This is a genomic window from Acuticoccus mangrovi (assembly GCF_016411865.1).
Lineage (GTDB): Bacteria > Pseudomonadota > Alphaproteobacteria > Rhizobiales > Amorphaceae > Acuticoccus > Acuticoccus mangrovi.
In genome coordinates, this window is sequence record NZ_JAEKJA010000003.1 from 540,950 (window position 1) to 559,888 (window position 18,939).

The 18,939-nt window shown below is 69.1% G+C and carries 11 protein-coding genes; 8 read left to right on the forward strand and 3 right to left on the reverse strand.

Features of this window, described 5'->3' with window-relative positions; all coding sequences use genetic code 11:
- Window positions 1-20: 20 nt before the first annotated feature.
- Complete coding sequence (locus JCR33_RS06485; protein ID WP_198881195.1) at window positions 21-905, reverse strand: transporter substrate-binding domain-containing protein; 885 nt, start codon at window positions 903-905, stop codon at window positions 21-23.
- Between the two features lie 144 nt (window positions 906-1,049).
- Between JCR33_RS06485 and JCR33_RS06490 the strand changes: the two genes are divergently transcribed.
- Complete coding sequence (locus JCR33_RS06490; protein WP_198881196.1) at window positions 1,050-1,961, forward strand: LysR family transcriptional regulator; 912 nt, start codon at window positions 1,050-1,052, stop codon at window positions 1,959-1,961.
- A gap of 125 nt (window positions 1,962-2,086) precedes the next feature.
- Here JCR33_RS06490 and JCR33_RS06495 read toward each other — a convergent pair whose 3' ends face one another.
- Window positions 2,087-8,800 carry an autotransporter outer membrane beta-barrel domain-containing protein gene (locus JCR33_RS06495; protein WP_198881197.1) on the reverse strand — a complete coding sequence of 2,238 codons (6,714 nt, stop codon included), beginning with the start codon at window positions 8,798-8,800 and terminating at the stop codon, window positions 2,087-2,089.
- A 524-nt stretch (window positions 8,801-9,324) separates the two neighbouring features.
- A complete protein-coding gene (locus JCR33_RS06500) occupies window positions 9,325-10,317 on the reverse strand; it encodes a quinone oxidoreductase family protein (protein ID WP_198881198.1) in 993 nt (330 codons plus the stop codon).
- A gap of 339 nt (window positions 10,318-10,656) precedes the next feature.
- Between JCR33_RS06500 and JCR33_RS06505 the strand changes: the two genes are divergently transcribed.
- The 7 genes from JCR33_RS06505 to JCR33_RS06535 all read left to right on the forward strand — a co-directional run bounded on the left by JCR33_RS06505 (window position 10,657) and on the right by JCR33_RS06535 (window position 18,925).
- Window positions 10,657-11,604: a LysR family transcriptional regulator gene (locus JCR33_RS06505; protein ID WP_211110094.1), complete on the forward strand. Its 948-nt coding sequence runs from the start codon at window positions 10,657-10,659 to the stop codon at window positions 11,602-11,604.
- Window positions 11,605-11,825: 221 nt separating this feature from the next.
- Entirely contained in the window at window positions 11,826-13,508 is a 1,683-nt protein-coding gene (locus JCR33_RS06510; RefSeq protein ID WP_198881200.1) for an FAD-dependent oxidoreductase, read from the forward strand.
- Between the two features lie 77 nt (window positions 13,509-13,585).
- Window positions 13,586-14,155 carry a TRAP transporter small permease gene (locus tag JCR33_RS06515; RefSeq protein WP_198881201.1) on the forward strand — a complete coding sequence of 190 codons (570 nt, stop codon included), beginning with the start codon at window positions 13,586-13,588 and terminating at the stop codon, window positions 14,153-14,155.
- On the forward strand, window positions 14,152-15,462 hold the full coding sequence (locus JCR33_RS06520; protein ID WP_198881202.1) for a TRAP transporter large permease: 1,311 nt from the start codon (window positions 14,152-14,154) through the stop codon (window positions 15,460-15,462). The genes JCR33_RS06515 and JCR33_RS06520 overlap by 4 nt, the downstream gene beginning before the upstream one ends.
- A gap of 15 nt (window positions 15,463-15,477) precedes the next feature.
- Window positions 15,478-16,899 carry an FAD-dependent oxidoreductase gene (locus tag JCR33_RS06525; protein ID WP_198881203.1) on the forward strand — a complete coding sequence of 474 codons (1,422 nt, stop codon included), beginning with the start codon at window positions 15,478-15,480 and terminating at the stop codon, window positions 16,897-16,899.
- Window positions 16,900-17,114: 215 nt separating this feature from the next.
- Window positions 17,115-17,618, forward strand: coding sequence for a TRAP transporter small permease (locus tag JCR33_RS06530; RefSeq protein ID WP_198881204.1), 504 nt, complete (start codon window positions 17,115-17,117; stop codon window positions 17,616-17,618).
- Window positions 17,615-18,925, forward strand: a complete 1,311-nt coding sequence (locus JCR33_RS06535; protein ID WP_198881205.1) for a TRAP transporter large permease — start codon at window positions 17,615-17,617, stop codon at window positions 18,923-18,925. Before JCR33_RS06530 ends, JCR33_RS06535 begins: the two co-directional genes overlap by 4 nt.
- Window positions 18,926-18,939 lie beyond the last annotated feature (14 nt).

The window sequence follows — 18,939 nt, forward strand, 5'->3', positions numbered from 1 at the left end:
CTCGCGGCGGGCCCGACCCGTCAGCCCTTGCAGTAGTCGGCCGCCTGCATCTCCACCGACGGCAGGCTGGAGGCGCCGAGCCCGTATTTCTCGAAATTCTCGAGCTGCCAGCCCGAGGTGAGCGCCTCGTCGATCGTCTTGTCGAAGAGGGCGATGAGCTCGTCGGAGACGCCCTTGCGGAAGCCGTAGCCGCCTGGCGAGATGTCCGGCTTGCCGTCGATCACGGGAACCTCGAAGTCCTGCACGACCTCGACGCCGGCGTCCGCGTTGCGCTGCACGGTCGAGACGAGCAGCGTCCCGACGCTCACGACGGCGTCGACGCGGCCGGCCGCGAGGCCCGCGATCATCGCATCGTCGCTCGGAAACACGGTGATCTGGGCATCGGCGACGCCCGCCTTCTTCGCCGTCGACACCTCGTAGGTCTGCGCCACGCCGCCGAGGCGGATCTTCGGGTCTGCGGCGATGTCGGCGAAGCTGTGGAGGCCGAGCGGGTTGCCCTTCTTCACCGCAATGGCCGACGACACGACCATGTCGGGCTTCGAATAATCGATCACGGTGCAACGCGTCGGCTTGATGGCGAGCGAACCGACGACGACGTCGAACCGGCCGGCGACGAGACCGGGGATGAGGCCGTCGAATTCCAGAAGCACCGGCTCGATCTCGCCGAGATCGTTCTCCGCCACGATCCGCTTCAAGAGATCGAAGCTCGTGCCCATCAGCTCGCCCGAAGCATCCGAGAAGCTGACCGGGGCGGCCTGGAAGTATCCAACCCGGATGCGGCCCGCGTCACGGATCGCATCGAGCGCCTGCGCGTGAGCGGCGGACCCCGCCCCGAGGACGCCGGCCACGGCGACCACCCCGCCGACCAGCGTCAAGAATGTCCGTCTGTCGAAAGTGTCAAACATCTTCATCGGCTCCAACTTTTGTGCACCCCCCACGTCAATTGACCACTTTTTATCCACGCCTTGGACTTGGTGACGGATTGTGCAAACGGATGGGGCATGGGACAAATTAGAAAGCGTCGACAAACCGATAGCGATTGCTAATCAGTGGCCCCTTCCCTCACCCATTTCGAAACGTTGGTGTGGATCAGTCGGCTCGGCTCGTTTCGGGCGACGGCGGACATGCTCGGGATCAGCCAACCGGCCGTCTCGCTGCGCATGCGGGAGCTGGAGAAAGAACTTGCCGTGCGGCTCTTCGAGCGCTCCGGGCGGACCGCCGTTCTCACCGACGACGGCCACATGGTGGCCGAATATGGCGAGCGCATTCTCGCCCTCTCCCAGGATCTACGGTTCCGCATCAGGCGGCACGAGACCCTCGTCGGCACCGTGCGGCTCGGCATTCCCGATGCGCTCGCCCTCGTCCACCTGCCAAACATTCTGCTCGCCATCGAGCGGCAGCATCCGCAGCTGCGCATCGCGGTGAGCGTCGACAGCAGCTCCGCGCTCGCGCGGCGGCTCTCCGGCAACGCCCTCGACGCCGCCGTCGTGGTCGGGGAGCAAGGCGCCGGCGCGATCCGGCAGGAGCGGGTCGGCGTTGACGAGCCGGTCTGGGTCGCCTCGCCCCGTCTCGTCGCGACCGACCGCTGCTACGGCCCGCGCGATCTCGCGCCCCACCGGATCTTCACCAGCGGCGCCTCGTCCAACATGTTCTCGATGATCGTCGAATGGTTCGGCCGCGAGGGGGTGTCGCCCCGCAATCTCTGCAGCTGCAACAGCGTGGCGACGATTTACAGCCTCGCCAAGGCGGGCGTCTGCCTCGGCGTCCTACCGCGGATCCTCATCGGCGACGACATCGCCGAGGGGCGCCTCTTCGAGCTCCACACGACCCACCCGATCCCGCCCTCCACCATCTACTTCAGCGTCCCCCGCGCCTCGACGAATCCGGCCCTCCAGCCCCTCCTCGACATCGTCAGCACAGAATTCCAAAGCAGCCGAGACCCTGATCGCCGGACGGCCTAGCCGCTCAGCTCCAGGACCGCCCTGCCAGAGTGGGTGAGGCGAATGGGCTCGCTCGTCCAGAGCGCGCAGATGGCTTCGCGCGAACTCACCCTATCGGTTCCCGACGCAATGGGCGGCTGCGGCTGTCAGAACTCGAAGCCGATGCGGAGGGAGCCGGTGCTCGACTGGTAGTCGTCGCCGAGCTCGAGGCCGTATTCGAGGCGTGCCTCGAAGCCGTTGCCGCGGGTGAGCTGTAGGCCGAGATCGAATTGGCCGATCAGGTTGGGCACGTCGCTCTTGATCTCGAACGTGCCGGCGCTCGACAGCGCGCCGACGAGGCTCGCCTTGGTCACCCACGTGTCGTTGGTCATCGCGACCAGTCCGGCGCCGGCGTAGGGCCGCAGCACCCACGCCTCGCCGAGGCCGAACCGACCGCCCGCTTCCAGGTAGGGAGCGAACGCCACCGTCGTCTCGTCCTGAGCGCGGACGTCCAATGCCGCCCCGGCCGGCCCGTTCTCCCGATAGGCGGGAACGTGGGCGTAGAGCAGGTCGATGTCGGCGCGCGGCCGCAAATACCAGTCGGCGAAGGGCAGCTCGTACTGGATCCTGAGGCGCCCGCCGGCGGTGAACACGTCGGTATCGCTGGTGACGCGCTGGCCCGACCCGTAGATGTCGACGCGGCGGTGATTGTCGTACCAGCCGTAGCCGAAATTGGCGCCGAGCCCGAGATACCAGGGTCCCGCCACCCGCTTCACCGCGACCGAGGCATCGACACGCTCGCCGTCGCTTCCGGCACCGAGGCTGCCGGTGTCGGCGCCGACGATCGAATAGGACGCGCTGCCGCCGACGAACCAATCGGACGAGACCTCCCCCTGCCCGCCGACGCGGAACGTCAGCCGATCCTCGCTGTAGCCGGGAGAGCCGGCGGACGAGCCGCGACGGGTCACGCCGCCCTCGACCTTGCCCCAGACGCAGGAGGTCTCGCCGAGGAGGGTACCCTCGCCGACGAAGACCGGGCAGGAGAAGGCGCCGTCGAGCCCGATGCGGGTGGCGAGCGCCTGATCGCTCGCGTGGACCGAGAGCGTTTCGCCGGCGATGTCGTCGAGCGCGGCGGCGTAGTCGGCACTGGAACCGATGTCGGACAGCACGCCGTAGAGCGGCGCGAGTGTGTCGGAGCCGCCGGCGTCCCAAGTGCTCTGCAGATAGCCGGCGAGCGCGCTCTCGTTGGTCGTGAGGCTCGCCCCGGAGGGGGTGAAGTCGGCCGCGGGTGAGATCGCGAGGCCGGTGGACGTGAGCTGCGCGGACCAGTCGAACAGCAGCGTGTCGGCAACGCCGAACCCCTCGTCGACGATGTCGCGCGCCGTCAGCACGGTGTAGCTGCCGGGCAGGAGGTTCAGCGACAGCGTCTCGATCGTTCCGCCGAGATCGGCCTCGCCCGCGACTTCGACGAGGTCCGCCGTCTGGGTCCCGAGCGCGTCAATGTCGATCGCCAGGACGCCGGCATTCTCCTGCTCAAAATCACCACCGAAGACTGTCGTCGCGACGTTCGCGTCACCGCCGACCGACAGGGTGCCGGCGTTGAGCACGGCACCCACGTCGACCACCGCGCCGCTGGCGAAGAAGCCGGTATTGCCGAGGGAATTGTCGGCGAACGTGGTCACGATGTCCGAGCCTTCGAGAAGGCGGACGCTGCCGACGAGGGTGCCCTCGTTGGTCACCGCGATCCACGAGTCGAGCGCCAGGATGGCGGTGCCGTCGACCCCCGCCGCGGTCGACACCGTGCCGCTCTCGGTGATGGTGATCGTGTTCGCCCCGGTCTGCGCATCGATGTTGGCCTCGGTCCGTATCAGGCCGCCCGACACGACGATCCCGGCCGCGTCCGGACCGGTGCCGCCCTCCACCGTGCCGGCGATGGTGAGCGCGATGCGGCTCTGCGTCTCGACGGTGCCGATGCTCTGCGCGACGATGCCGATCGCGTTGAGACCCGCCGTCGAGATCGTCCCGCCGGTCTGCGTCAGGCTGATCGCGCCGCCGACGCCGTAGGACACGCCCTGCGTCGACCCGAGATCGGCGCCGAGCACCGTGGTGTCGCCGGCGCCGACTCCGCCGCTGTTGCCGGCGCCGCTCGTCTGCACCACCACACCATGCGCATTGGCACCGTAGGTGGCGATGTCGCCGGCGAGGTCGAGCGTGATGTCGCCCCCCATGACGGGCGCGACCCCGGTCGCCAGCGACAGCGTGTTCACGTTGAGGAAGCTCAGCCCCAAGGAGGAATCGCCGAAGAAGCCGCCGCCGGCGCCGATCGACTGGGCGAAGATGCCCCAGCCGCCGTCGCCATAGGTCGTCACCGTCGCATCCGCGCCGAGATCGACGGCGATGTCGCCGCCCGCGCCGGACATCAGCGTGCTCTCGAACGTCACGGAGCTGATGCTCGTCGCCTCGCCGACGGCGAGCCCGCCACCGCCCCCGATCGACTGGGCGACGATGCCCATCGCCCGGGCGCCGCCGGCGACGATCGCTCCGGCGCTCTTGTCGATCTCGACGGTGTTGCCGTCGCCGTTGGCTCCGGCGCTGCCTTTGAAGTCGATCCCGATCACCAGGGTGTCGGTCAGGGCGGACGCGGACTCCGACGTCCCAGAAATGCTGGAGCTCAGGCACTGGCTCGCCTCGACGCCGAGCGAGGCATATTGGGGCGAGGAGTTGGTGCAGCCGGCACCGGCGACACCACCGCCGCCGCCGATCGATTGGGCGAGAATGCCGTAGGCGTCGTCGCCGACGGCGGTGATCTCGCCGGCGTCGTCGACGATGACCGAGCCGCCGGAGTTGCCGGCGCCGCCGGACGCCGAATAGCCGACACCGAGGCTCAGGGTCGCGGACGTGCTCGATGTTCCGTCCCCGCCGACGCCACCGCCCCCACCGATCGACTGGGCGAGGATTGCATGCGCTGCGTAGCCCGCGGTGGTGATCGAGCCGGCGTTTTCGACGGTGACGGTCCCGCCGGTGCTTCCGGAGCCGGCGACGCCGCCGACGCTGACGCTCGCCGCCAGCGAGATGGAGAACTGGCCCGTCGTCTTGGCGAGCAGCTTGCTGCCGTACGCCTCGAAGTCGGAGTTGATCGTTTCCCAGGTCGAGGGGGTCGTCGCCGTCGCCGAGCTGCCGTTGCCGCCACCGCCGCCGATCGATTGTGCTTCGATGCCGTAGGAACGCTGGCCGTAGGTGGTGATCGTGCCGGTGTTGGCCACGGTGACGTCGCCGCCCGCCCCGCCGGCGCCGCCCTTGCCGCCGACATCGACGGTCGCCGCATAGGAGATCGACAGCGAGCTCGACTGAGCGAGACCCTTGTCGACGAGCGACTTGACGGTGGTGATCAGCTGGCCGTCGAAGCCGAACGTGGTCGCGGGATCCGTGCCGCCGCCCGATCCGCCGCCCCCGCCGATCGACTGCGCGAAGATGCCGACGGCGTCGCCACCGGCCGTGACCACCGTCCCGTCCTCCAGGGTGGTGTAGCCGCCGGTGACGATCGTGCCGGCGTTGGTGACGGCGACCTCGCCGCCGTCGTTGCCGCTTCCGCCGTCGCCGCCGACGCTCACGTCGACCTTGATCGTGCCGGTCCCGGTGCCGGTCGCACTGCTACCCGCGGCGCCGCCGCCCCCGCCGACGGACTGGGCGTAGATGCCGTAGGACGACGCGCCATAGGTCCGAATGCGGCTGCCTGCCAGATTGGTCACGACCACCCGGCCGCCGACGTTGCCATCGCCCCCGCTGCCGCCGACCGCGGTCGCGATCGAGGCCGACATTCCCTCGCCCTCGCTCAGAAGATTGCCCAAGCTCGCGCTCGAGGTCGATGCATTCCCCGTGCCGCCGGTGCCGCCACCGCCGCCGATCGACTGGGCGAGGACGCCGATCGCGTTGTCTCCGTAGGTTTCGATCGTGCCGTCGCAATCGCTCAGGCAGGGCGTCGAGACGCCACTCGCATTCTGCACGGAGGCCGTGCCGTTGGTCACGGTCACGTCGCCGCCGGAGCCACCCCCGCCACCGGTCCCGCCGAGCGCGACGGCGAGGTTGATGTCGCCGATCCCGCCCTGCAGCGAATAGGACGCCGCGGTGGAGTCCCCCCCGTTGCCGCCGCCGCCACCGATCGACTGGGCCGACACGCCGTGCGCCCCGTCGCCGGCCGTCTTCACGGTTCCGGAGTTGGCGATGGTGATCTCGCCGCCGTCGCCGCCGGAGCCGCCGCTTCCGCCGCTCGCGAAGTCGAACGTGATGGTCGGGACCTCGGTGGTGGGGATGCCGAGGGATCGGGCCGACGCCGATCCGCCCGATCCGCCGCCCCCGCCGATCGACTGGGCGAGAATGCCGTGGGCGTCGGCACCGTCGGTCGCCGCTCCGGCGCCGGTATAGGCGTAGGTCGAGCCGTCGGCATAGCCGGTCAGGATCGTGCCGGTGTTGGTGACCGAGACCGCGTCGGCGTCGCCCCCGTCGCCGCCCGCCCCGCCCAATGCCAGGCCGATGGTGATCACGCCGGCCGAATAGGCGGCCGCCGCCCCGCCGGTCCCCCCGCCCCCGCCGAGCGACTGGGCGACGATGCCCCAAGCCTGGTCGCCCCCGGTGGAGACGGTGGTGGCGTTGTCGATAGATACCGTGCCGCCGTCGCCGCCGCTGCCGCCGCGACCACCGATCGCCGTCGACCCGAGCGAGCCGAACGAGTCGGCGTAGCCGCCATTGCCGCCGCCCCCGCCGAGCGACTGGGCGAGGACCCCGGCGGCGTAGATGCCTTGCGTCACCACCCCGCCGGTATCCTTGAGCATGACGGTGACCGCCGCGCCGTCGCCGCCGTTGCCCCCGGCCCCGCCGACGGCCGCGACCGCGCCCCACGCGTTCGAGCCGTTGCCGCCACCGCCGCCGACGGATTGGGCGAGGATGCCGAGGGCGGCGAAGTCCTTCGTCGTGACCTTGCTGGCTCCGGTGGTCGTCACGCCGACCGTGCCGCCGTCGCCGCCGCCGTTCCCGTCGGCGTCGAGACCGCCGAGGAACATCGCGCGACCGGCCGAGCTGCCGCCACCGCCGCCGATCGACTGCGCCACGATGCCGATGGCGGCGTCGCCGGTCCCCTCGCCGTCGCCGGTCGTCACCGAGCCGGAGTTGGTGAGGGTCACCGCGGCGCCGTCGCCCCCATCGACGTTCGAGCTCGTCTGACTGCCGATCGCCACGGCGGCCGCGTCGCTTTCGATGATGTTGAACAGGCCGCCGCCGCCGCCCACCGACTGGGCGAGAAGGCCGTGCGCCGCGAGGCCCAGCGTCGTCACCGTGCCGCCGTTGTCGAGGACGACGCCGCCGCCGTCGAAGGCGTAGTCGCCGTCGGCGGCGTTGCCCAGCACGCTGGCGGCCGATGCATCGCCGTTGGTGACGATCGCCGCACCGCCGATGCTGGAGGCGGCAATGCCGATCGCCATCGAGCCGGTCGTCTCGATGGTGCCGTCATTCTCGACCGTGACCGCCCCGGGGGGGCCGGGAAAGGCCGTGCTCACGGCCTGGGTGTCGGCGGGAGCCACCTCGCCGATCGAGCCGGAGCTCACCGCCAGGATACCGACCGACAGCGTGTCGCCCGAGGTGGTGAGGGTCGCGCCCTGCTCCACCCTGACCGTGACGTCGCCGCCGCTGCCGTTGTCCCAGGTGTTGGCGTAGCCGCCGGCGCTGATCGCCATCACGCCGATCGCGGTGTCGTCGGCCGTGATGGTGACGTCGCTGCCGGCCTCGAGGATCACCTCGACCGTGCCGCCGTCGCCGGCGATGGAGGTCTTGTCGTTGTCTCCCCCGAGGGGGCGCAGATGGTCGTTCGAATTGCCGCCGGTCGAGACCGCGTAGATGCCCGTCACGGTCGCGCCGGTCCCGGTGATGCTGCCGGCATTCGTGATCGTGACATCGCCCCCGTCGCCACCGAAGGACGCGATGTCGGTCTCCGCCTCCGAGACGTTGCCGACGCCGCCTTGGGAGAGCGCGAAGATCCCGTTCGTCGACCCGGTCCAGCTGCCGCCATTGGCCGAGATGGACCCGGTGTTGGTCACCGTGATCGCCCCCCCGGCGCCGCCGTCGCCCCCGTGGCGCGTGTCGGAGGTCGTCTCGCCCCAGCCGTCGCCACCGATCGAATAGGCCCCGACGGCATTGAGGGCGACCGGGATCTCGGTGGAGCCGAAGTCGATGGAGCCGCCCGAGCCGACGACCGAGACGACGCCGGAATTGCTGATCGTCACCGCTCCGCCGGCACCGCCGTCGAAATTCGGATCCGCGACGTTCTTGGAGTGGTCGGCAAAGCCTTCCGCGCCGATCGAGAGGCCGACGATCGCGCCGGCGCCGTAGGCGAGATAGCCGGGGGAGGAATCGTATTGCCCGGCCGGCGGTTCGAAATAGATGTCGCTCGCGATCATGCTCTCCAGGCTGAGATCGCCAGCATTGACGATCGTCACCGAGCCGCCGGCGGCATAGGCCGGCGGGCTCGTCCCCTCGGGATCGACGGCGAAATTGTCGGCGCCCGTGACGCCGAAGGTCGAGAACACGAAGCCGTAATATTGTCCCGGCAGGGTGCCGTTTCCCGCAAGCGTCGCGGAGAGATCGGACGGGGCGGTGTCGTCGGCCTCGCGCCCGTTGGTGACGGTCGCATAGAGCGCCGCGCCGAGCCCCAGATCCAAGGTGCAGCCGTACCCTGACCCACCCTCGACGCAGCCGAGAGAGACGACGTCCGGCGGCAGGATGACTGCCGGGAAGGACGACAAGTCGTCCGCCGCCACCGGCACCGCCGAGCCCGTGAGCACGACAGCCGCAAGCGACCACGCACACGCCCGCATGAACGAATCCCCACGCACTCTTGTTCTCCTCTCGCCTGCCGGTGAGAGCCCATTTTTGTCGCCGCAGGTCCTTGCCGCTGCGTCGTCACCGTAGGGCCGTGCCGACGTCGCAAGCAAGATTATTCCAAATTGCAACAGTGCTTCTGTCGCATTCCTGGCACATTCTTCTACTTGCGATTGTTTATCCTGTCCCACGCGACAACGCTGTGCCGGAACAAGTCCCTCTCCTCGCGTTGTTCTGCCGAAGGACGGTTCGGTCGGCCTGCGGCCGTCGTCTGACTTCAGAGCGGGGAGGGCCAAGGGGCGCTGCCCCTTGCTCCCCGAAGCGAAATCGCACCGACCGTGGCTCAGTCGCTGCGCTCCCTGCGCCCGCACCACTCGGCGCGATTTCACTTCTCCCCTCCGATCCCCGGTCTCGCCGACGGGCAGGGTTGCAGCCATGGCTGCAACCCGCCGGGTACGGGTCGCAGAGCACGACCGCCGCGACCCGCGGCAACGCCGTTGGAGAGGGCTCGGGATCCCGCTGCGACGCGGGTCGCCGGTCAGACGAGCAACAGCAGCGGCTTGCCGACGGACGTGCGCGCTTCGAGCGCCTCGTGGGCACGGTGGACGTCGTCGAGACGATAGCTCGTGCCCGGCGTGTGGCGAAGCGCGCCGCTCATGGCCGCTCCGAAGACGTCCGCCGCGCGGGAGCGGAACTCCGCACCGCTGCGCAGATGGTCGGCGAGGCGCGGCCGCGTCAGCCAGAGCGAGCCCGCCTCGCCGAGCTCGATGGGGTCGAGGTCCGCCACCGGGCCGGTGACCGAGCCGAAATTCACCATGCGGCCGAAACGGCGCAGGCAGCGCAGGCCCTCGCGCAGTGTCGCCGCGCCGAGCGGGTCGAAGACGACGTCGACACCGTCGCCGCCGGTGAGCGTCAGCACCTCACCCGCCCAGTCCTCGCCGTCGCGATAGGCCAGCGCGGTCCCGGCACCGCACGCGAGGGCGATGTCGCGCTTCTGCGGCGTGCTCGCGGTGGCGATCACCCGTGCCCCGAGGCCCACCGCCATCTGCACCAGCAGCTGGCCGACGCCGCCCGCCGCGGCATGGACGAGGCAGACCTTGCCCGGGCCGAGCGCGCCGACGTCACGTGCGAGATAGTGGGCCGTCAGACCGTGAAACAGGACCGACGCCGCACCCTCGGCATCGAGACCGTCCGGGATCGGGGCGAGGCGATCGACCGGCACGGCGGTATAGTCGGCGTAGCTGCCCCAGACGAGGCAGTAGGCGACCCGGTCGCCGACCGCGACGTCCGCCACCCCCTCTCCGATCGCCACGACCTCGCCCGCCCCCTCCATGCCGAGCGTGACGGGCAGCCGGACGGGGTAGGTCCGCGAGCGGGCATATTTTCCGATCCGAGTATGCACGTCCATGAAGTTGACGCCGGAGACGGCGTTGCGCACCAGCACCTCGCCGGGCCGCGGCTCCGGGACCGGCCGCTCGCGCAACCGCATGACTTCGATGCCGCCATAGGTCTCGATGTGGATCGCCCGCATGGACCCGTCTCCCGCCGCCATGCGCCTTGGATAGGCATGCCCGACGGAACGGCAAAAGACCGTCTGCGATGCACGTGATAGCGCAAACGAATGGTGCGAGGGTCGCGATGCCGAAAGGCGGAACCGCGATCGACCGTCAGCGGAGCGCGACACAGAGTGCGGACAATATGCTACAGAGGCGGTCCACCTCGATCAGCCAGAGTCCCACGTCCGGCCTCCCGTTGGACAGTTGTCGCCGCGAACTTGGGCGGACAAGCACGGTTTCGGATGAGCGAGGATCGCGCTGAGAAGAGTTGACGAAGCATGTCGAAAGAAGACGGTGCACGCGACGAAACGTTGATGGATTCGTCCAACAGACGCACCGAGGTCTACAGCAAACTCCCCCGGATCGAGCTGCGCCAGCTGAGATATTTTCTCGCCGTCGCGGAGGAGATGAACTTCACCCGGGCCGCCGAGAAGATGGGGATCGCGCAGCCGCCCCTCAGCCAGCAGATCCTGACGCTGGAGCAGCAGCTCAAGGTGCAGCTGTTCAAACGCAGCCGCCGCAGCATCTCGCTGACGCCCGAAGGCGAGGCCTTCATCGTCTACGCGCGGCGCATCATCAACAACACGCAGATCGCGGCCGAGCTCGTCCAAGCGATCGAGCGCGGCGAGGAGGGCCCGCTGACGATCGGCGCCATCTTCTCCTCGATCTACACGCTCATCCCGCCGCTGTTCGAGATCTTCGCCAAGCGCCACCCGCAGGTGCGGCTTCATCTGCGGGAGATGACGATCGGCCAGCAGATCGAGGGGCTGCGGGAGGACCGCATCGACCTCGGGATCCTGCGCGGTCCCATGGTCGACCCCGAGCTCGACGTGTTGACCATGATGGAGGAGCCGTTCGTCGTCGTCGTGTCGAAGACGCATCCACTCGCCGAGCGGACCGAGGTGAGCGTCGCCGACGTCGTGACCGAGCCGCTGATCCGCGTCATCCCCTCGGTGAACCGCAACTACAGCCGACAGATGTTCAGCGTGCTCTACGATCTCGGCATCCCGCTCAACATCGTGCACGAGGTCGCCGACACCCACACCCTCCTCGGCCTCGTCGCCGCGGGGCTGGGGATGTCGATGGTGCCGCGCTCGCTGAGCACAATCCACACCGGCCAGCTGCGCTACCTTCCCCTCAAGGAAACCACGCCGACAACGCTCCTTCAGCTCGCCTGGCACAAGAATTCGGAGTCGCGCACGCTGCCGAAATTCCTCCAGATCGCGCGCGAATTCATCACGGCCCCGCCGCCGATCCTCTAGCCGCGAACACGGCCCGGCCGGCGCCCCGTCCGCGGGGGGCCGACCGCAGGCGATGTGCCCCATTTTGTGGTCGGAGTGGGCCGTGTCGCCATAGATAACGCGTATCAGACCCATCCGTTTCGGTCTTAGACATCCCGATCGCCACGGTGCGATATCCCACGGCGAGCGCGGCACATGGCCGCGCAGCAAGCGGGAACAATAGTCTGGGATGCAGGCCGGAAATGAGCCTTGAGAAGACCCCTATCCTCATCGTCGGAGCCGGACCCGTGGGACTGTCGCTCGCCGGCGATCTTGCCTGGCGCGACGTTCCTTCGCTGCTGATCGAGCGTACGGATGGGGCGATCCAGCAGCCGAAGATGGACATGGTCGGCGTGCGGACCATGGAATTCTGCCGGCGCTGGGGCATCGCGCGGGACGTCGAGTACTCGCCCTATCCGCGCGACTATCCGCAGGACAATGTGTGGATCGAATCGTTTGCCGGCGTGGAATTCGGCCGCGAGCCGATGGTGTCCAAGGAAGAGGAACCCTACCCGCCACAGAGCCCGCAGAAGCGCGAGCGCTGCCCGCAGGACATGTTCGACCCGATCCTGCGGCGCTTCGTCGGCCGCTTCCCCCACGCCGAGATCCGCTATGGGACCGAGCTCCTCGACTTCGAGGAGCTCGAGGACGGCGTCATCGCCGACATCGGCCTGCCGGACGGCACGTTCAAGAAGATCGCCGCCGACTATCTGGTGGGGACCGATGGGGCCGCGAGCACGGTCCGCCACAAGCTCGGCATCGAGATGCACGGGCGGCCGGTGCTGACCTACACCACCAATGTCATCTTCCGCTGCCGCGACCTCCCCTCCCTGCACGACAAGGGGAAGGCCTACCGCTTCATCTTCATCGGGCCGGAGGGCACCTGGCTGACCATCGTCGCGATCGACGGGGCCGACCGCTGGCGCATGTCGATCGTCGGCAACGAGGAGAAGCGGACCATTCCGGAGGAGGAGATCCGCCAGATCATCCTGCGGGCGATGGGTAAGCCGTTCGAGTTCGAGATCGAATCGATCATGCCCTGGGTGCGGCGCGAGCTCGTCGCCGAGAGCTACGGTTCGGGCCGCGTCTTCCTCGCGGGCGATTCGTGCCATCTCACCTCCCCCACCGGCGGGTTCGGGATGAACACCGGGATCGCCGACGCCGTCGATCTCGCCTGGAAGCTCGAAGCGGTGGTCAAGGGATGGGGCGGCAAGCACCTGCTGCCGTCCTACACCATCGAGCGCAAGCCCGTCGCCGTCCGCGCCGTGACCGAGGCCGGGCGCAACCTCAAGCGCATGCTGTCGACGCGCTCCAAGGCCCCGCCCCCGATCGCCTTCGTGCCCGGCCCGGAAGGCGAAAAGGAGCGCAAGGCCTACGGCGACTGGTACACCGAAACGATGAAGGCGGAGTGGTACTCCATCGGCATCCATCTCGGCTTCAACTACTACCACTCGCCGGTGATCTGCCCCGACGGCAGCCCTGAGCCGCCCGACCTCGTGTCGGACTATCGCCAGACCGGCCGGCCCGGTCACCGGGCGCCCCACGTGTGGCTGAAGGACGGCCGCTCCTCGGTCGACCTCTTCGGCCGCGGCTTCGTGCTCCTGCGCCTGTCCGAGGACGCGCCCGCCGTCGACGGGTTCGTGCGCCATGCCCGCCGGTTCGATATTCCGCTGACCGTCGTCGATCTGTTCGACGAACCGGAGATGCGCGCGCTATACGGTGCGGACCTCTCCATCGTGCGTCCCGACGGCCACGTCGGCTGGTGCGGCGATCGACTGCCCACCTCGCCCGGCGACGTGCTCGACATCCTGCGCGGCGTCAAGGTCTCGCAGGAGGCGCAGACGCCCCCCGATCTCGCGCCCTCGGTGGAGACGACCACGGGCTGAGACCACACGCCGCCGTGGCGGCGCAACGATACCGACGTCCGGCAAAAAGAGACGCGGAAACGACGGAGGAGACGACGATGCTGCGGGCCATGAGGCGACTGAGCGAATGGGCGGCCGGCTTTCTGCTGGCGCTGTCCTGCGTGACGATGCTGCTCCTCGCCGCACACGTGACGGCGGACGTCTTCGCCCGCTACGTCCTCAACAGCCCGCTCGCCGCCACCCTCGAGATCGGCACCTACTACTACATGGTGGCGGTCAGCTTCCTGCCGCTCGCCTACGCCCAGCTGCATCGCGACCACGTCGCGGTCGACTTCGTGGTGGAGGCGCTGCCGCCCCGCCTCGCCGCCTTCGCGATCCTCCTGTCCGACGTCCTCATCACCGTGTTCCTGGTGGTGTTCGCCCGCGCCTCCTACCTCTCCGCGGTGGAGCGCACGCAGCGCAACGACTACGCGCTGACCCAGCATTTCGACCTTCTTCTGTGGCCGTCGCGCTGGCTCCTCGTCGTCGGTCTCGTCGCGTTCATCCTGGTGATGCTCACCCAGATCGTCGAAGGGGCGGTGGCGTTGGTGACGCCCGGCGACGCCTTGCGGCGGACGGGGGCGCACGCCGACGTCGCGACCGACGGCCCGACCGGAGCGGCCCTGTGAGCCCACTCGCGACGGGCTTCGTCGGGCTCGGGATCCTCTTCGTCCTGCTCGCGATTCGCATGCCGGTGGGCATCGTGCTGTCCACCGTGTCCTTCTTCGGAATCTGGTCGATCCGCGGCTTCGGCGCGGCGTTCGGCACGCTGAAGTCGATCCCCTACGACTTCGCCGCGCACTGGACGCTCTCGGCGATCCCGATGTTTCTCCTGATGGGCGCGATCGTGGCGCACTCGGGCATGACCGCGGGTCTCTTCCAGGCGATGCGGGTGTGGCTCGGGTGGCTGCCGGGCGGTCTCGCGGTCGCCACCAACTTCGCCGGCGCGGGCTTTGCCGCCGCGAGCGGCTCCAGCCTCGCCACCACGGCGACGCTCGGGCGCATCGCGGTGCCGGAGATGCTGCGCTTCGGCTACAACCCCGGCCTCGCGACCGGTGTCGCCACCGCCGTCGGCACCCTCGGTGCCGTCATCCCGCCGTCGATCGTCATCGTGCTCTACGCGATCTTCGCCCAGGTCCCGGTCGGTCAGGTGCTGATCGCCGGCGTGATCCCGGGCCTTCTCACCGCCTTCGTCTACGCCGGGCTCATCATCACGCGCTGCACGCTCAACCCGGACCTCGCACCGCGGGTCGCGGACGAGCACCGCTCGCTGCTCGACAAGGTCAAGCTCCTCGGGCCGATCTGGCCGCTGCCGATCCTCGTCGTCGGTGTCATCGGCGGCATCTACAGCGGCATCACCACGGCGACCGAGGCGGGCGCCGCGGGCGTCGTCATCGCGCTCGTGCTGTCGCTCCTGCAGCGCCGGCTGACGCTGCGCGGGCTCGTCGACAGCCTCGTCGATTCCACGAAGAGCACGGCGACCCTTCTCCTCGTCGCCATCGGTGCCGCCCTGCTGACCCGGTTCCTGGCATTCACCGGCATTCCCACCTTCCTGTCCGGCGCCGTCGAGGCCGGCGGCACGAGCCCGATCGCGATCATCCTCATCGTCTCGGTGGCCTATCTCGTGCTCGGCTGCTTCCTCGACCCGCTCGGCGTGCTGCTGCTGACCCTGCCGATCCTGCTGCCGATCTTCCACGCCACCGACATGAACCTCATCTGGGTCGGCATCATCCTCGTCAAATATATCGAGATCGGGATGCTCACGCCGCCCGTCGGCCTCAACGTCTTCGTGATGAAATCCATCATGGGCGGCCGCGTCTCGCTCATCGACATCTTCAAGGGCGTGTCCTGGTTCCTGCTCGCCGAGGTCATCGTCATGGCGCTGCTGATCGCCTTCCCGAGCATCACCCTCTTCCTGCCCAACTTCATGAACTGAGACGCCGGCGCCGCCATGCCTTCGATCGACTTTTCCGACTGCCCCGCCGAGATCGACGTCCTCGTCGTCGGCGCGGGGATGGCGGGCCACGCCGCCGCGATCGCCGCCCGCGAGGCGGGGGCCGACGTCCTCCTCCTCGAAAAGGAGGCCGACTACGGCGGCAGCTCGCTGCTGAGCGGTGCCACCTTCGCCTTCGCCGGCACGCCGCAGCAGGCCGAACAAGGGATCGAGGACGACGGCGAGCAGCTGCGCGCCGACCTTCTCGACGTCGGCGGCCACCACAACGACCCCGCCATCGTCGACCTCTACATCGAGCACCAGCTCGCAACCTACGCTTGGCTGCGCTCGATCGGCGTCGCCTTCCAGGAGGTGCAGCTCTCCTCCAACATGTCGCGGCCGCGCAGCCATCCGGCGGTGCCGCGCCAGATCTTCGCGTGCCTGCGCGAGCGGCTCGCCGCCGTCGGCGCCGGCTATCTCTGCGCGACGCGCGCGGGTGCGCTGGAGCGGGACGGGGCCGGCCGCGTCGCCGCGGTCGTCCTCGCGCAAGGCGACGCGGAGCGGCGCATCGCGGTGCGCGGCGGCACGGTGCTCGCGTCCGGCGGGTTCGCACGCAACGACCATCTGGTGCAGACGTTCGTGCCGGATCAGGCGGCGGCCATGCGCCTCGGCGGCTCCGGCTCGCACGGCGACGGCCTGGTGATGGGCTGGGCGCTCGGTGCCGACCTTGCCGACGTCGGCTACATCAAGGCCACGTTCGGCATCGCGAAGCCCGACTATCCCGGCGCCAACCGCACCTATGACGGGCCGCGCCCGCTGATCCACGCGATGTATCGCGGCGGCATCGCGGTGAACAGGACCGGCCGTCGCTTCATCTCCGAGGCCTCCTCCTACAAGGTGCTCGGCGACGCCTGCCTCACCCAGCCCGATGCGGTCGCCTTCCAGATCTTCGACGCCCGGGTGATGGGCGAATCGCGCGAGGCGCCGCGCACGCACGACTATGCCGGCGCCCGCGCGCAAGGTCTCCTCATCGAAGCGAACAGCATCGGCGCCCTCGCGAGCGCCGCCGGCCTCGACGTCGACGCCGTGACCGACACCGTCGCCCGCTACAACGCGGCATGCGAGGGACGGGAGGCGGACGCGTTCGGTCGCACCACGCTCGGCATGGGCTACGGCACGCCGCCGCCCCTCACCGAGCCGCCCTTCTACTGCTACCCCTGCACCTCCGGCCTCTTCACCACCTATGGCGGGCTGCGCACCGACACGCGGCTCGTGGTGACGGACGTGTGGGGCAAGCCGATCGACGGCCTCTTCGCCGCCGGCGAGGTGATGGGCGGCTTCCACGGCAAGGGCTACATGAGCGGATCGGCGATGGGCAAAGCCGCCGTGTTCGGCCGCCTCGCCGGCCGCCACGCCGCCGAAGCGGCCGCCGCCGTATGAGGCCGCGGCGCACGCGCCGCCTCTCGTCGTCCGGCGACGTCCGTGCGCGCCGCCACCCTTTCCAGAAGAGGGCACAGCCGTCTGCGGTATGTCAGATACGCTATGATAGTCGTCGTCAGACGTGATTTGTATGTGACCAGGTTCACCCAACAACCGATTGTCCTGCCGAACGCGTGTCCTGACGTAGCCAGGCGTCGGGTGACCGGGAGGACTCCATGAAAATCGCGATGATGGCGGCCATCCGTCGTCTCGAATACGTGATGAATGCGGTTGCCGTCGCGTCGATCGCTTTGATGATGTTGCACATCGTCGCCGAAGCTGGGACGCGACTGGTGCTGCGGCGTTCCCTCGAAGGCACCACCGAGATCGTGGCGCACTACTACATGATCGGCGTCGTGTTCCTGCCGCTCCTCAGCGTGCGGCTGCGCGGACGGCTGATCGCCGCGAACCTCATCGACGCCTGGCTCTCCCCCGCCGCCGACCGCGCCCTGTCGCGCCTCAGCGACCTGCTGCTCGCCGCCTGGTTCATCTTCCTGAGCGTCGCCTCGACGATCACCGCCCTCCGAGCCACCGACACCTCCGAATATATCGAGACGACCACGGGCCTCCTGACCATCTGGCCGAGCCGCTGGGCGCTGCCGGTCGCCCTCTCGGCGACGGCGCTCGCCTGCCTCTGCGCCATCTTCGCCGCCCCCGCCGACCGGAGCGCAGACGCGTGAGCTCACTCACGATCGGCCTCGTCGGAATTGCCGCCCTCGTCGTTCTCTTCGCCCTGCGCCTGCCGATCGGCCTCGTCCTCGGCGGCGTGTCGTTCTTCGGCATCTGGACGCTGACGAGCTTTCGCACCGCGTTCGGTGCGGTGAAGAGCATCCCCTACGAATTCTCCGCCAGCTGGTCGCTCACGGCGATCCCGATGTTCCTCCTCATGGGGGCGATCATCCATCGCTCCGGCATCACCGAGCAGCTCTTCCGGGCCGCACGCCTCTGGCTCAACCGGCTGCCGGGCGGGCTCGCGGTCGCCACCAACTTCGCCTCGGCGGGATTTGCCGCCGCCTCCGGGTCGAGCCTTGCCACCGCAACGGCGATGGCGCGCATCGCGGTGCCCGAAATGCTGCGCTACCGCTACGATCCGGGGCTCGCGGCGGGTGTCGTGGCGTCGGCGGGCACCCTGGGCGCGCTGATCCCGCCGAGCGTGATGTTCGTGCTCTACGGCGTCTTCGCCGAGGAATCGATCACCGACCTGATGCTCGCCGGCACCGTGCCGGGCATCCTGACGGCGCTCGTCTACGCGGCGATGATCATCCTGCGCTGCAAGCGCAATCCCAGCCTCGCGCCGCGCTCCGACGAGGTGGTGCCGCTCGGCGAGAGGCTGCGCGCGCTCGCCGGCATCTGGCCGCTGCCGTTCCTCATCATCGGCGTCATCGGCGGCATCTATTCGGGCGTGGTGTCGGCCACGGAGGCGGGCGCCTACGGCGCGTTCCTGGCGCTCATCGCCGCGGTCCTGACCGGCCGGTTCCGCTGGCGCATGATCGGCGAGGCGTTCCTCGAAGCCGCGCTCAACACGGCGAACATCTTCTTCATCGCGATCGGCGCGGCGCTGCTCACCCGGTTCGTCGTGCTCGCCGGCATCCCGTTCGCCATCTCGGATCTGATCGATGCCCTGCCCGGCGGTGTCGTTCCGCTCTTCGTGCTGATGGCGGTGGTCTACCTCGCGGCCGGCATGTTCCTCGACCCGATCGGCATCATGCTGATCACCATTCCGCTCTTCGTGCCGACCTTCCACCAGATGGGGCTCGACGGCGTGCTGATGGGCGTGGTGGTCGTCAAGTTCCTCGAGGTCGGCCTGCTCACTCCGCCGGTCGGGCTCAACGTCTTCGCGGTCAAGGCCTCGATCGACGACGCCATCCCCATCACCACCATCTTCCGCGGCGTCGCGTGGTTCCTGGTGTGCGAGGCGATCATCATCACCCTGCTGCTCGCCTTCCCCGCGATCTCGCTGACGCTGCCCGCGCTGAGCGGCCACTAGACGCCGCCATAAAT